11 protein-coding genes are annotated in these 13,469 nt (G+C 44.6%); 3 read left to right on the top strand and 8 right to left on the bottom strand.

Annotation, left to right across the window (positions count from 1 at the left end; translation table 11 throughout):
* Window positions 1–96 precede the first annotated feature (96 nt).
* Entirely contained in the window at window positions 97–633 is a 537-nt protein-coding gene (locus QUA43_RS16505) for a hypothetical protein (RefSeq protein ID WP_333375333.1), read from the bottom strand.
* Between the two features lie 116 nt (window positions 634–749).
* On the bottom strand, window positions 750–1,220 hold the full coding sequence (locus QUA43_RS16510) for a DUF4079 domain-containing protein (protein ID WP_333041475.1): 471 nt from the start codon (window positions 1,218–1,220) through the stop codon (window positions 750–752).
* Window positions 1,221–1,316: 96 nt separating this feature from the next.
* On the opposite strand from QUA43_RS16510, the gene QUA43_RS16515 reads away from it, so the two are divergent.
* The gene (locus QUA43_RS16515; RefSeq protein WP_333375335.1) at window positions 1,317–2,798 is read left to right on the top strand and encodes an ankyrin repeat domain-containing protein; all 1,482 of its coding nucleotides are present in this window, start codon (window positions 1,317–1,319) and stop codon (window positions 2,796–2,798) included.
* Window positions 2,799–3,084: 286 nt separating this feature from the next.
* Here the strand turns inward: QUA43_RS16515 and QUA43_RS16520 are convergent, their stop codons facing one another.
* Both QUA43_RS16520 and purH read right to left on the bottom strand, forming a co-directional pair.
* Window positions 3,085–4,032, bottom strand: a complete 948-nt coding sequence (locus tag QUA43_RS16520; protein ID WP_333375337.1) for a 2OG-Fe(II) oxygenase — start codon at window positions 4,030–4,032, stop codon at window positions 3,085–3,087.
* Between the two features lie 341 nt (window positions 4,033–4,373).
* Window positions 4,374–5,921 (bottom strand): bifunctional phosphoribosylaminoimidazolecarboxamide formyltransferase/IMP cyclohydrolase, encoded by a 1,548-nt coding sequence (gene purH / locus QUA43_RS16525; protein ID WP_333375339.1) that lies wholly within the window; start codon window positions 5,919–5,921, stop codon window positions 4,374–4,376.
* A gap of 475 nt (window positions 5,922–6,396) precedes the next feature.
* Between purH and QUA43_RS16530 the strand changes: the two genes are divergently transcribed.
* Window positions 6,397–8,289: a PAS domain S-box protein gene (locus QUA43_RS16530; RefSeq protein ID WP_333375341.1), complete on the top strand. Its 1,893-nt coding sequence runs from the start codon at window positions 6,397–6,399 to the stop codon at window positions 8,287–8,289.
* A gap of 202 nt (window positions 8,290–8,491) precedes the next feature.
* On the opposite strand, the gene glcD is transcribed toward QUA43_RS16530, so the two are convergent.
* The 3 genes from glcD to QUA43_RS16545 form a co-directional block, all read right to left on the bottom strand.
* Window positions 8,492–9,967 carry a glycolate oxidase subunit GlcD gene (gene glcD / locus QUA43_RS16535; protein ID WP_333375344.1) on the bottom strand — a complete coding sequence of 492 codons (1,476 nt, stop codon included), beginning with the start codon at window positions 9,965–9,967 and terminating at the stop codon, window positions 8,492–8,494.
* 69 nt (window positions 9,968–10,036) lie between these two features.
* Entirely contained in the window at window positions 10,037–10,921 is an 885-nt protein-coding gene (locus tag QUA43_RS16540) for a DUF6671 family protein (protein ID WP_333375345.1), read from the bottom strand.
* 193 nt (window positions 10,922–11,114) lie between these two features.
* Complete coding sequence (locus QUA43_RS16545; RefSeq protein WP_333375348.1) at window positions 11,115–11,507, bottom strand: transporter; 393 nt, start codon at window positions 11,505–11,507, stop codon at window positions 11,115–11,117.
* A 123-nt stretch (window positions 11,508–11,630) separates the two neighbouring features.
* Here QUA43_RS16545 and QUA43_RS16550 point away from each other — a divergent pair, with 123 nt between their 5' ends.
* Window positions 11,631–12,842, top strand: coding sequence for a glycosyltransferase family 2 protein (locus QUA43_RS16550; protein ID WP_333375349.1), 1,212 nt, complete (start codon window positions 11,631–11,633; stop codon window positions 12,840–12,842).
* A gap of 102 nt (window positions 12,843–12,944) precedes the next feature.
* On the opposite strand, the gene QUA43_RS16555 is transcribed toward QUA43_RS16550, so the two are convergent.
* Entirely contained in the window at window positions 12,945–13,202 is a 258-nt protein-coding gene (locus QUA43_RS16555; RefSeq protein ID WP_333375350.1) for a BrnA antitoxin family protein, read from the bottom strand.
* Window positions 13,203–13,469: the final 267 nt, after the last annotated feature.

Raw genomic sequence — 13,469 nt, forward strand, 5'->3', positions numbered from 1 at the left:
CGCTCAATTTAACTTTAGTCTATTGTTTCTTCAATTGTTACTTGATATTCAGTAAGCTCTAAGTTAGGAAATCTCAATATTTTTCGGTACTCTAGCCTACCACTCATAACCGTGTTCTTTTCCCCATTGTATCCAGGCTTGGGCCATTTGCGACCTTCGGCCGCGCTGTTCGGGTTTTACCGGATTGTCACCAGTAATTGCCCTCAACGCCCAAAACCAATGGTCTGGCTTTTGTTCGAGGTCACGCAAAATCAACGGGATAACTGGCTGTCCCATGCCGATTATTCTCTGATAAGCCGGGTGCATTGATTTCTGTGTAACTAATGATAGCATCCCTGTCTCGACGCGCCATTCTTCGGCGAACTTCTTAAACTCTGCTTCGAGTTCTACCTGGCTTTCTAAAACATTTTTTCCTTTTGATGGAAATTCTAAAAAATTAGGCATCAACAAATCATTCATTTTTTGGCAAAAACGCTGTTTCTCTTCTTTTGATAAGTTAGAGAGTTCTTCAGATTGGTCAACAGCATTAATCAGCTCATTCGCTAATTCTTCGGCTGTCAATGTCGAACTTTTATTTAAGGCATATATAGGAACAATACTCTCTAGTATCTTGACTAAATCATCATGGTTCATGTTTTTTACCTATAACTCAACGCTGGGCTAGTCAAACATCTAATAAATATGGCAACTTAATTGCTAATCACTAATCGCCTCACGGCAATTAGCAATTAGCAATCTTACCCAAATCCTCACATTTTGCTGATAATTCTTTGCAGGATTTCCACTCCTGATACCGCTTGCCAGCCAAACAGCCCCAAAAGCACAATATTCAGAAAGATGTGAGTGTTTCTCGCCCAATCACTGCCTTTTTGCATCAAAGGAGTCAGCGAGGCTGCGATCGCAATTATTGCCGTCATTCCCAACCCTGCTAGCAAGTGTGGCCCGACAAATAGTTTGCCGTTGTTGATGTAGGTGACGGCCATTCCGCCCACTGCACCCGTTACCATCAAGGCTAGCAGCAAAGAACCCATCTGGTGATGCTTGATGTTGAATTTGCCCTTAATTAACTCTTTTTTGACTTCGCCTTCGGCGCTTCTGGTACGTCGGATTTGCAGGCCGAGATACAAAGCATAAAATGAGATGGCCAGCAGTACCCACATTAAAACTGGGTGGAAGAATTGGCTCCAAACTTTCACTGACTGAGGAATTTCGAGATTCATAGTGTTCTGAGGATTAGCAAACGTACTTCATAAAACTTAGCATACCAGTCAGGCCGTCTCATGTGATGGTAAAAATATACGGTATGAGAGACTATTATGCCTGCCACTAAACAAGACGCTGTATTGATTCAAGCCGCCAAGACTGGCAACATTATTCACCTCCAAGCTTTACTCGCTAAGGGTGTTAACGCTAACGCCAAAGACTCTGAGGGGACGACGGCTTTGATGTTTGCTGCCCAAAAGGGCTATACAGAAATCGTGCGTGCTCTACTAAACAATGACGCTAATGTCAACCATGTGAGCAGGCGTTTTGGGCTAACGGCTTTGATGCTGGCGGCGGCTCACAAACAGGCTGACTCTGTGCGGCTGTTGCTGGCTGCGGGTGCTGATGTTAATGCTAAAAATGATGATGGAAGTACGGCTTTGATGGCGGCTTCTCTGAAGGGCGATATCAATGTTGTGCGGATGTTACTTGATGCTAATGCTGATGTAAATGTGCGAGATAAAGATGGAGATTCTGCTCTGAAAATAGCTGCTTTATCGGGCCATCAAGCTGTTGTAAAAGCTTTGGTGGATGCGGGTGCTGTTGCTGACAATTCTATGCTGTTTTTAGCTGTCCGTCAAGGAAGCGCAGAAATTGTGCGAATTTTGCTCAATTGTGGGGCGGATGCTAATGTTAAAAATCTAGAAAGCAAAACTGCTTTGATGCTGGCTGCGACGGCGGGAAATTTGGCTGTTGTCGAGGCGCTGTTGGCTGCTGGTGCTGATGTCGAAATTCCCGACAAAGAGGGCGAAACTGCTTTAACTTTGGCTGCGGATGCCGGCAATACTGATGTGGTGCAAACTTTGCTTGGTGTGGGTGCTAATGCGAATGTGAAAAATGGAGATGGGGGCACGGCTTTGATGGCCGCTGCTGCTGGGGGAAATGCGGCGATCGCCCATATCTTACTCGATGCTGGCGCCGATATCAACGCTAAGGATAAAGATGATGAAACTGCTTTGAATTTTGCGGTGGTTGAAGGCTGCGAAGATGTAGTGGAATTGCTCTTAAACCGAGGTGCTAGTGTCGGTTCGAGAAATCGGTTGGGCGATACACCTTTACTGGTGGCGGCTGTTCACGGCCATAGTGCGATCGTATCGGCTTTGCTGCAAAAAGTAAACTCAAATCGGGCTGAGTTTCTGAATGCGAAAAACTTTGGGGAGACGGCTTTGACGCTGGCTACGTTTCACGGACATACCGAGACGGTGAAGGCTTTGCTTGACGGCGGTGCTGATCCGAATATCCCGGCGGATTTGGGGAAAACGGCTTTAATGAAGGCGTGCGATCGCGGTTATATTGCGATCGTCCAATTATTAGTCGAAAAAGGTGCGGATGTCAACTTGCTGGATGATTCGGGCGCAACAGCTTTAATGTGGGCAGCACATCGGGGTTATCCTGATGCAGTAAAGATTTTAATTGATGCTCGTGCAGAACTAAACCACAAAAATCCGGGAAATTATACAGCTTTAATGCTAGCTGAGTTTAAGGGTTATTCTAATGTGGTGAAATTGCTCAAAAGTGCTGGAGCATTGGAGTAAGAATAAAATAGTTTTAAGTAAGGTAATTCTGTCATTCTGAGGGGAGGCTTTGGGAAGCGAAGAAGCTCACATATCGAAACTTACGCATTGTAACGGTGTGGCAATAATTTGAGATTCTTCGCTTCACTCAGAATGACAAAATTAGGTGATATCGTTTCCGGTTGCATCGCAATAATAAAATCGAGGCAACAGTTAACACTCAACCATTCAGTTTTTCGACCAACAGTCAACAGTCAACAGTCAACAGTCAACAAGCATTCCGGTGCAACCGGAATCGATATTAACCTCAATTTGCTTTGCGTACCCAGCCGTTAATAGTAAACCGGCTATCACCAAAAGCTTTCGAGGGACAGCTAACTCGCAGAACTTCGTGCATATAGCGACTCAGAAAAAATACGATGCTATTATTGCGCGGTTCAACAGTTCTGAATGTCTCGGCAGCTACATAAAAATTGTTCTCGATTTTGCTGTCATAAATCTGCAATTCGCCGCCTGAAAAAGCCTTGGGTTCTCGATAGAAATAGTAAACGTAAGTAAAAAATCTGCTTGCGGTATCTGGCGAGCCGCTGTCGTTGTGAAGTTTATAAAAGTTGTTGTCATTGTGCATGGTTAACTGAGCTTCTATCTCACCAAGCGGAAATGAGGGAATATTTAATTTTTGCAGCACGTCGGGGAGAATTGCTTTGATGCGATTAACCATCAAATCGGAAAATTCGGGGAACGAATGGAGTACCATCGAACGGCGGTAATCTTCGGCATTGGTTGAGGTGCTGGTAGTCACAAATTCTGATTCTTTTGCTAAGACATATTTAATGAGTTTGTTTTTTTCAGCAGGTGTCAAAAAGTTGTCAATTTGGGCGTAGCGAGATATTAAGTCGTCATTTACAGGCGGCGCTGGGGCGGGAATTTCTGTGGCGGGAATTTCTGCGGGAATTTCTACAGGAGTTGCAGGCTGCTGCGGTTGCATTTCCTGCAAGTAAATTGGGGGTTCGGTGACTAATCCGACTAGGTTTTCGCCGGGAAAAGAAAGGGCGGAACGACCTCCGTCTATAGGGATTTGAAATAAGGTGGAAAAACCTGGTGTTTGTTGAGTGCGATCGACTAATGTTTTGATCAGGCTGTGCAATAAAGGTGTATCAGATTTGAGGGTGACGGTGCATTGATGTCCGCCGGTGAGCAGGATTTTGACTTTTACGTCTTGGGGTTTAATTTGCGGTTGAATTGTGCTAGTCATAATTTTTGAAGGACGCAACTGGAAATTTGGTACGACATAACAGTGTTGATTGGTGTCATAGCCTTCCAGATCCCCCCTAACCCCCCTTAAAAAGGGGGGGACAAGAGTGTAAAAGTTCCCCTTGTTAAGGGGGAGACAAGAGTGTCAAAGTCTCCCGTCTTAAGACGGGACTGGATTCTTCTCAAAGTCCCCCTTCTTAAGGGGGATTTAGGGGGATCTAGACTCGGGGAGAAACGAGATTTATGAAAGCTTTTCGACTTAAGTTGACACCCGCGAACACTATTGTATCCCTACAATATGGTACACAATCGAGAATTGCTAGGCATAATTCCTAACAAAAACTAATGCAAGAAGTGGCGGATATCAGTGAAAACCATTGTGATTCCGAGTTGGTTGGCGGCTTCAATGGAATCTCGATCGCGCATACTTCCGCCCGGTTGGACGATCGCAATTATGCCCGCCTCAGCCGCAGTTTTGACTGAATCGTCGAAGGGGAAGAAACCATCACTAGCCAAAATCGCTCCTTTACTCTTGTCTCCTGCTTGTTCCAATGCTAGTTTAACTGAGCCGACGCGATTCATTTGTCCGGCGCCGACACCGATTGTAGTGCGATCGCGCGTCACAACGATCGCATTTGATTTGACGTGTTTCGCTACTTTCCAAGCAAACAGCAATTCTTCCAACTCTGCCGCCGTCGGCTGTTTCTCAGTAACAATCCGCCATTTGCTAGTTTCTTCTACTACATTATCTGATTCTTGCACCAGCAAACCGCCTGCAATTATTTTAACAGTTTGTGGAGGCCCTTGAGTCAAATCTGGTAAAATTAATACTCGAACTTTCGCCTTTTTCTTGATAATTTCTTCGGCTTCTGGTTCGCACCCCGGCGCGACGATACATTCTAAAAATGTTTTAGTTAACGCCGTTGCGGTAGCAGCATCAATCGGGCGATTGAGGGCGACAATGCCGCCGAAAGCTGAGACTGAATCGGTATCGAAGGCTTTTTGATAAGCTTCAGAAATAGTTGTTCCCAAGGCTGTGCCGCAAGGATTTGTATGCTTCAGAATAGCGGCCGCGGGTGTGTCGGGGAATTCTACGATTAGCCGCCTTGCTGCTTCTAAATCTACTAAATTATTGTAGCTTAATTCTTTGCCTTGCAGGATGGTGCTAGTCGTCCAGCCTGTGGGTGTACTTCCGCTTTGATACCAGGTGGCGGCTTGATGGGGATTTTCGCCGTAGCGCAGAGTTTGCAACTCTTTTCCTGATAAATCAAACTCGTCTGGTAGCGCAGATTTTTCAGCGGATTGGCTGCTGCTGAGATAAGTTGCGATCGCGCGATCGTAGTTTGCTGTATGTTTGAAGGTTTCTAGCGCACATTTTTGCCGAAACTCTAAGGATGCTTCGCCGCCATTTTCCCGCAGTTCTTTTAAATAAGTATTGTACTGTTCTGGGTCGCACAAAACTGTCAAATGAGCGTGGTTTTTGGCGGAAGCTCTCAACATGGCTGGCCCGCCGATATCTATCTGCTCAATTGCGTCTGCTAGAGTAACTCCTGGTTTAGAAATTGTCTCTTCAAATGGATACAAATTGACTACAACTAAATCGATCGCCCGAATTTGATTTGCGGTTAAATCTGCGAGGTCTTCCGGTACATCGCGGCGCGCTAAAATGCCACCGTGGATTCGTGGGTGAAGTGTTTTGACTCGCCCTCCCAAAATTTCGGGAGAACCAGTATATTCCGCAACTTTGGTGACTGGGATGCCTGCTTCTTTGAGGGCAGTTGCTGTCCCGCCACTACTAATTATGTCAAATTCAAATTCTTCTACTAGACTGCGCGCTAAGTCGATTAGTCCGGTTTTATTGGATGTGCTCAGAAGTGCTAGACGTGCCATTGGTTTGAAGTTGCGATCGCAAAAATAGATAGGTTATATTTTATATCACATCTGCCCGCAGGGAGATGATTTGGTAATGGCTAATTATGATTATTTTTAATGACCTAAAGATGAGTTTGCTTATTTTTGACCATATTTTTTGTCAAACTTATATAATATTTTATACTGACCCGTGGCTTATAAATATGTAGAACTTGCGCGTGGAACTGGTTATTTTGTGAGTGCGAGGGGGATTGAAGCCATATCAATACTGCACAATTCGTGTCGCTACGTAAGTATCAGTGTTGTTGAAATTACTTAATAAAACTTAATAGATAATTATAGGGCGATCGCTCTTGAATTTTAACGATCTTTTATGATGAATTATAAAATTCATGTGCTAACATCGGGTGTAAATTGCGGTCTCCCTAAATTTGCGAAAAATTTGGGCGATCGCAAAATATTAATCTAAAAAATAAATTGGTAAGGTTTAAATATGTTTTTTCAAGAAGCCGATTCAGAAAATAAGCTCAGTAATATTAGCAGTACCCAGAAAAAAATGGCTAAAAACATGACTGATAGAACAAACTATCCAGAGATGCCCCAAAAGTCAACCGAGAACTCGACATCGGCCAACATTTCAGAAGCTTATAGTCTTAGTCTGTGCGAATTGCAGCAGATGGAGCGAGCAATGGAACAGCTACAGCAGGATTTGAAAGCTAGCGAATCTCGGTTTCGGAATGTGATCGAAAAAAATGCTGACGGCATCGCAATCGTTAACAAGCGAGGACTTATTTGTTTTGCCAACCAGTCAGCAGAAGCGCTGTTTAACTGCACGGCAGAGGAACTTCTAGGTCAAGCATTTTTTGGCAATTTAGTAGTAGAAGTTTCAGCTTGCGACCTTGAGATGGCGACGGATATTATTCCCCAAGTTGGAAAAACAGAAGCACCAGGAACTCGCGTCGTGCAAACAGAAGTTGAAGCTATTCGCAAGCAAAAAGCAAATGCTGTAGTAGAAATGCGGGTGGTGGAAACGGAATGGGATGGAGAAATGGCTTATTTAGCTACGCTGCGGGACATTACCGATCGCAAGCGCGCAGAAGAAATGCTTTGGTTGTACGATCGAGCTATGGCAGCTACTAGCACCGGAGTTACGATTTCTGACGCCACTGACCCCGAACATCCAATTATTTATTGCAATCCCGCATTTGAAAGCATGACAGGTTATCGGCGGCAGGAAATTATCGGAAAAAACGGCCGATTTTTGCACGGAAGCGATACCGATCCGGCGGCAGTAGAAATAATTCGCCAAGCCTTGCAAACAGAAAGCGAATGCAAGGTAATATTAAAGAATTACCGCAAAGACGGAACCGTTTTCTGGAATTGTTTCTCCCTATCTCCCGTGCGCGATCGAATGGGCAAATTAACTCATTTTATTGGCGTACAGAGAGACATCACTGAGCGCAAACAAGCCGAAGAAGCCTTGCATAATTCCGAAGCACAAAGCAGAGAACAAGCCGCTCAACTAGCAGCCACACTTAACCAACTCAAAGCCACTAATTCCCAATTAGTTCAAAGCGAAAAAATGTCTAGTTTGGGATTGCTACTTGCCGGAGTCGCTCACGAAATTAACAACCCAGTCAGCTTCATTTACGGCAATCTCACTCATCTCACAAATTATACTCAAGACTTGTTTCACCACCTCGAACTTTACCAACAGCACTATCCTAATCCAGTCGCGGAAATTCAACAGAAAAGAGAAGAAAATGATCTCGATTTTTTAGCTGAAGATTTACCTAAAATACTGTCTTCAATGAGCCTTGGTGTCGAGCGGATTTGCCAGATTGTTCAGTCGCTGCGGAACTTTTCGCGGCACGACGATTCACAGATGAAACCCGTTAACCTCCACGAAGGTATTGACAGCACGCTGTTAATTCTCAATCACCGTTTGAAAGGGAACGGAGAAAAGCCGCCAATTCAAATTGTCAAACAATACGGAGAGTTGCCCCCTGTTGAGTGTTTTGCGGGGCCAATCAATCAAGTTTTTATGAATATTCTCAGCAATGCGATGGATGCTTTAGATGATGCAAACAGTAGGCGAACTTGTCAAGAAATGCCAGAAAATCTCAGCCAAATTAGGATTTGTACGGAAGTTGTCGGCAATTTTGTAGAAATAAAAATTGCCGACAATGGCCCGGGAATAACTGAGGAAGTCAAGCAGCGCATATTTGATTCCTTTTTTACTACCAAACCCATTGGCAAAGGGACGGGAATGGGTTTGTCAATTAGCTATCAAATTATTGTAGAAAGACACAACGGCGAACTACATTGTACTTCCGAATTGGGCAAGGGCACGGAATTTACTATCAAAATGCCGATCGTACATTAGCGCGGAATGTGCAATCAGCATCTTACCAACTTGATATATAGGCAAACAAGCGAGGGGGACTCGCACTCCTACAAAACGAGAAAAATCGTTTTTTCTCGTTCCCAGACTCTGGATGGGAACGCATACTTAGAGGCTCTGCCTCCCCATTGTAAAGAGAATTATAGGGTACTTTTCGGCTCACTTTACCCGCATAAATAGCGAATTAAAAAACCTCTGCACCCTCCAACTTCTTAACAGTTTCAACCTTCGCCCTCGCCGCTTCCCCGCAAGTCTTCGGCGTCGGAAACATCTTCCCAGGATTAGCCAAACCTTTCGGATTAAATACCTGACGCACCCACTGCATCGTCTCCAAATCTACCTCCGAAAACATATCCGGCATAAAACACTTCTTATCAGCACCGATGCCGTGTTCCCCCGAAAGACTTCCCCCAACTTTCACGCAAAGCCTGAGAATTTCGCCGCCCAATTCTTCCACCTTTTCCAGCGCACCTTTTACCGAGTTATCGTACAGAATCAGCGGGTGCAAATTCCCGTCTCCCGCATGAAAAACATTAGCAATCCGATAACCGTATTTCTCGCTCAAACCCTCAATTTCTTTCAAAACATAAGCCATTTGCGTTCGCGGAATTACGCCGTCTTGCACGTAATAATCAGGGCTGAGATGACCCGCCGCCGCAAAAGCAGCTTTCCGCCCTTTCCAAATTTTTAGGCGCGTTTCTGGGTCGGTTGCCGTGGTGATATTTCGTGCTCCGTTATGCTTGCAAATATCAGCAATCCGCTGTTTGTTTGTGGCAACTTCCACTTCTAAACCGTCGATTTCTACGAGGAGAATTGCCGCCGCATCGCGGGGATAACATCCAGTTGCCACCACATCTTCCACAGCATTGATGCTGATGTTATCCATAATTTCCATGCCGCCAGGAATAATGCCAGCGCTGATAATATCGGAAACCGATTCGCCCGCTGCTTCTATACTGGAAAAATCCGCTAGGAGAACGCAAATCGATTCCGGCGCTTTGAGAATTCGCAAAGTAACTTCTGTGGCGATTCCTAAAGTGCCTTCGGAACCGACAAATACACCAGTTAAATCGTAACCGGGCATTTCGGGAATTTCACCACCGACATCGACAATAGAACCGTCGGGAAGTACCAATTTTAATCCTAAAACGTGATTTGTTGTGACTCCGTATTTGAGGCAGTGAACGCCGCCAGAATTTTCAGCAACGTTGCCGCCAATCGAACACACAATTTGACTGGAAGGATCGGGCGCGTAGTAGAAACCAGCGCCGCTAACTGCTTGCGTTACCCAGTTATTAATTACTCCCGGTTGCACGACTACTTGCTGATTTTCTAAGTCTACTTTCAGGATTTTTCGCATCAGGGCAGTAACAATCAGCACGCAGTTTTCTACAGGCAAAGCGCCCCCGGAAAGGCCGGTTCCTGCGCCTCTAGCTACCCAGGGAATTGAGTTGCGATCGCATATTTTCACCACTTGCGCCACTTCCTCCGTAGTTCGAGGCAATACCACCAGGGCAGGGCGCTGGCGGTAGCTGGCGAGTCCGTCACACTCGTACACAATCAATTCTTCGCGGCGCTGTACCACGCCATTTTTGCCGACTACAGCCTCAAATTCTTTAATAACGGGTTTCCAGTTGCGTTCTGTTTCTACTGCTATCATTAGTGAATTTAATTAGGGAACTATCAATAATATTGTGGCAAGTTTTACTATTTTTGTGCAATTATTTTTTTAAGGGTTGCAATATTGACAAAGGGAAGGATCGGCAGTCTCTCGACCGTCGGGAAATAGTTTTTCTTTAGTATAACCGCACTTTTTGCATTTATAGATTGCCGATCGCGCTAGCTGAGTCGGAAAATAGCAAAGTCCGCAGGGCAATCCGATTTTCGTCTCAGCAATATCGAAGCCCGGCCAACCGCACTCCGGGCAGAATTGCTTAAATTTTTTAACTAAATCGAGAGTTGCATTTTCGATGTTTTTCATCCGAGTTGGATTGTACATCGCCCGCATATCTGTTTCGATGTGAACTCGACCGGTTGACGATTTTTTTAAGCCTGCTGTCACAGCTTCAAAAAATTCTTTTTCTGTCCTAATGCCCTTGACAATTGCGCCGTTACCGAGTGCAGCTTCGCCAACTACAACCACCAGTGCGTGTTCGGGAAATCCAGCTTTTTTAGCAAAATCATCTGCTTCTTGTATACTGGAAACTAACTGGTGACTGTAGTTAGTTTCAACGGAGAAAGAGTCACCGATTAGTTCTAGATTGTTGGCTCGATCTAATAAAATTACGATTTCTCTGTTAGCTGGCAGATACGGCATCATTGGGTGAGGGCCGAAAGTACCTTCGCTGGCAAAGGCAAGAGTTTCGCCCGCAATTTCTAGGGCTTTTTGTGCTTTCTGGCGAGCCGCTTCTATTTGTGTTCCTAAGCGTTTAACTTCTCTAGTGAAGGTTCCGAATGCGTCAGTGTCAAGTGCCGAAGGTACTAGGATATTTACGCCCAATTCTCGTTTTAAAACGGGAGCCATCACCTGTTCTTTTTCGTGCATGGTAGCAAGAACTGCGGTGCGATCGCTCAATAATTGATTAGGATTTCCAGGCTCAAAAATATTAGACATAAAGCAGCATCATTTCATAACAGAATGCTCAAATATAGCAATCCTCGTATCATTTGTGAATTTCTTACTCCCTCCCCTTGGTAAGGGGAGGGTTGGGGTGGGGTCAAAATTTTACTACTCATTTAGGATTGCTATACACCCTTTGACCTAAGTTATCAATTCAGCACTCAAGCGTCAATCTTAAAAGCGATCGCTAGTTGCCCCCAGCCACTCCCCCAGCTTGACCTCTGAGTACAAAAATTACTCCCGTCATAATTAGCGCCACGCCTACTAACCGCAGCGGTGGCAAAGGCTCGTGAAATATCAGTTTGCCACCTAAAACAGTAAACAGGTAACTAATTGACAGTAAAGGCGAGACTATGCTAAGGTTTGCCCGCGACAAAACTACAATAAAGCCGATCGAAGAAATTGCATACAAAGAAAGACCACTTACTATCAACGGCTGAGTAGCCATCGCTATAATTTTTTCTATTAAATTAGCAGCGCCAATGGGCCCTAATATTTTAGCTCCTGCCTTTAGACTAAATTGACCTGCGACGCCGCACAATATTGCAGCAAGTAATAACAGAAAAACGCTTCTATTCATAAGTTTACTAACCTATAGTACAATCAAAAATTGCCGTTACTAAAAACCTGAAAAACTTTAATGAAGTTTTGTTAGGTTTTATTCAGCACTAATATTTTAAGCAGAGATACGGGAAAATCAAGTATGGTCGATCGCGATCGAGTGTGGAACAAATATATGGCAGAGCAGACCAACCAAAGCGGAGAATACACTCTAGAACTATCGATACTCATGCCTTGTCTGAACGAAGCAGAAACTTTAGAAATCTGCATCGAGAAGGCACAGAAGTCCCTGCGCGAACTTGATATTGCAGGCGAGGTCATCATAGCAGACAACGGCAGCACTGACGGTTCTCAAGATATCGCTACCAGAATGGGAGCGAGAGTCGTGCCCGTAGCAGCCAAAGGCTACGGCAGCGCCCTGATGGGAGGCATCATCGCAGCGCGCGGAGTTTATATTATCATGGGCGATGCTGACGACAGCTACAATTTTTCCAACCTCGGCGCTTTTGTCCACAAATTGCGAGAAGGTTTCGACTTAGTGATGGGAAACCGCTTTCAAGGGGGCATCAAACCGGGTGCAATGCCGCCGCTGCACAAATATTTAGGAAATCCGGTGCTGACATGGGTTGGGAGGCTATTTTTTGCCAGTCCCGTAGGCGATTTTCACTGCGGACTCAGGGGTTTTAGGAGAGACTCAATTTTGAAACTCGACTTGCAAACAACGGGGATGGAATTTGCTAGCGAAATGGTGGTCAAGGCCTCTGTATACAAGCTGCGGATAACTGAAATCCCAACCGTACTTTCTCCCGACGGCCGCAGCCGGCCTCCGCACTTGCGAACTTGGCGAGATGGCTGGCGGCACCTCCGATTTTTGCTGCTTTACAGCCCTCGGTGGCTGTTTTTGTATCCGGGTACTGCGCTGATGATTTGGGGTCTAATTGTTAGCATTTGGCTGTTGCCCGGTACTCAAAAGATTGGGAGTATCAGCTTTGATGTACACACGCTGCTTTATGGTGCGATCGCAATTATCATCGGTTTTCAAGCAGTCACTTTCGCTTTTTTCACCAAAATTTTCGCCATCAGCGAGAAATTCCTGCCCGAAGACCCCAAACTCAACAAAATATTTCGCTATGTCACGTTAGAGACAGGATTGATTGTCGGAGTCACGCTGATTTTAATCGGAATAGTTGGCTCGTTCTTGTCATTAACTATCTGGAGCGAAACGGCTTTCGGTTCTCTCGAGCCTTCTAAAACTCTGCGTTTGGTTATTCCCTCACTAACTTGCCTAACTGTTGGTTTGCAGATGGTTTTGTCGAGCTTTTTTCTCAGCGTGCTGAGCTTGAAGCGTAGGTGATAAGATTAAAGTTACTGGCAACATTTTTCAAAACTAAGTTGCCATGCAGTGGAAGAAAAGGGCGATCGTACTTTGGGAATAAAAGGGCGCTCGCAAATTTATTTATTCACTACTTTTTACGTGATCTTCAACATGAGAGCGCAGCACAGCGTTCATTAGAGATTGATAGCCTTTTCCTTGGCTTTTAAACCAATCTAATACATCGCTATCAACTCTTAAAGAAATAGCTTGTTTTGTCAGTGGTGTTACGAGTTTTGCTTTTGCCCAAAAATTCGCATCTAATTCAGGAATATCAGAGGTATCGATCGCAGATTCTGGAATATTTTCTAATTCTTCAAGTCGTTTGCGCGAGATAGTCATATAGCAATCCTAAATGATTTTCTATATCTACAGCAATCCTAAATGATTTTCTCTGTGTAAGTATATTGACGTATTTTGGGGAAATCAAATTTATGTTCGTTAGTAAAAAACTCTCTCCAAAAATTTGACAATCTTAAAAGACCTACATAAATACCAATACTTTCTTAAAAAGTTTTTAGCTTGTAACCAAGTAAGGATTCAGGTGGTGGGTATTGACAAGTGTGATACTGGAAAGTAGAATATAGCAATTATGAAAAAAAACCTGCC

The sequence above is a fragment of the Microcoleus sp. N9_B4 genome, assembly GCF_036701635.1.
Classification (GTDB): Bacteria; Cyanobacteriota; Cyanobacteriia; order Cyanobacteriales; family Microcoleaceae; genus Microcoleus.

Excerpts from the sequence above, each read along its gene's own strand:
- QUA43_RS16515 (WP_333375335.1), top strand. The coding sequence starts at position 1,317 with ATGCCTGCCACTAAACAAGACGCTGTATTGATTCAAGCCGCCAAGACT.
- QUA43_RS16550 (WP_333375349.1), top strand. The coding sequence starts at position 11,631 with ATGGTCGATCGCGATCGAGTGTGGAACAAATATATGGCAGAGCAGACC.
- QUA43_RS16510 (WP_333041475.1), bottom strand. The coding sequence starts at position 1,220 with ATGAATCTCGAAATTCCTCAGTCAGTGAAAGTTTGGAGCCAATTCTTC.
- QUA43_RS16520 (WP_333375337.1), bottom strand. The coding sequence starts at position 4,032 with ATGACTAGCACAATTCAACCGCAAATTAAACCCCAAGACGTAAAAGTC.
- QUA43_RS16540 (WP_333375345.1), bottom strand. The coding sequence starts at position 10,921 with ATGTCTAATATTTTTGAGCCTGGAAATCCTAATCAATTATTGAGCGAT.
- QUA43_RS16545 (WP_333375348.1), bottom strand. The coding sequence starts at position 11,507 with ATGAATAGAAGCGTTTTTCTGTTATTACTTGCTGCAATATTGTGCGGC.
- QUA43_RS16530 (WP_333375341.1), top strand. The coding sequence starts at position 6,397 with ATGTTTTTTCAAGAAGCCGATTCAGAAAATAAGCTCAGTAATATTAGC.
- purH (WP_333375339.1), bottom strand. The coding sequence starts at position 5,921 with ATGGCACGTCTAGCACTTCTGAGCACATCCAATAAAACCGGACTAATC.
- QUA43_RS16505 (WP_333375333.1), bottom strand. The coding sequence starts at position 633 with ATGAACCATGATGATTTAGTCAAGATACTAGAGAGTATTGTTCCTATA.
- QUA43_RS16555 (WP_333375350.1), bottom strand. The coding sequence starts at position 13,202 with ATGACTATCTCGCGCAAACGACTTGAAGAATTAGAAAATATTCCAGAA.
- glcD (WP_333375344.1), bottom strand. The coding sequence starts at position 9,967 with ATGATAGCAGTAGAAACAGAACGCAACTGGAAACCCGTTATTAAAGAA.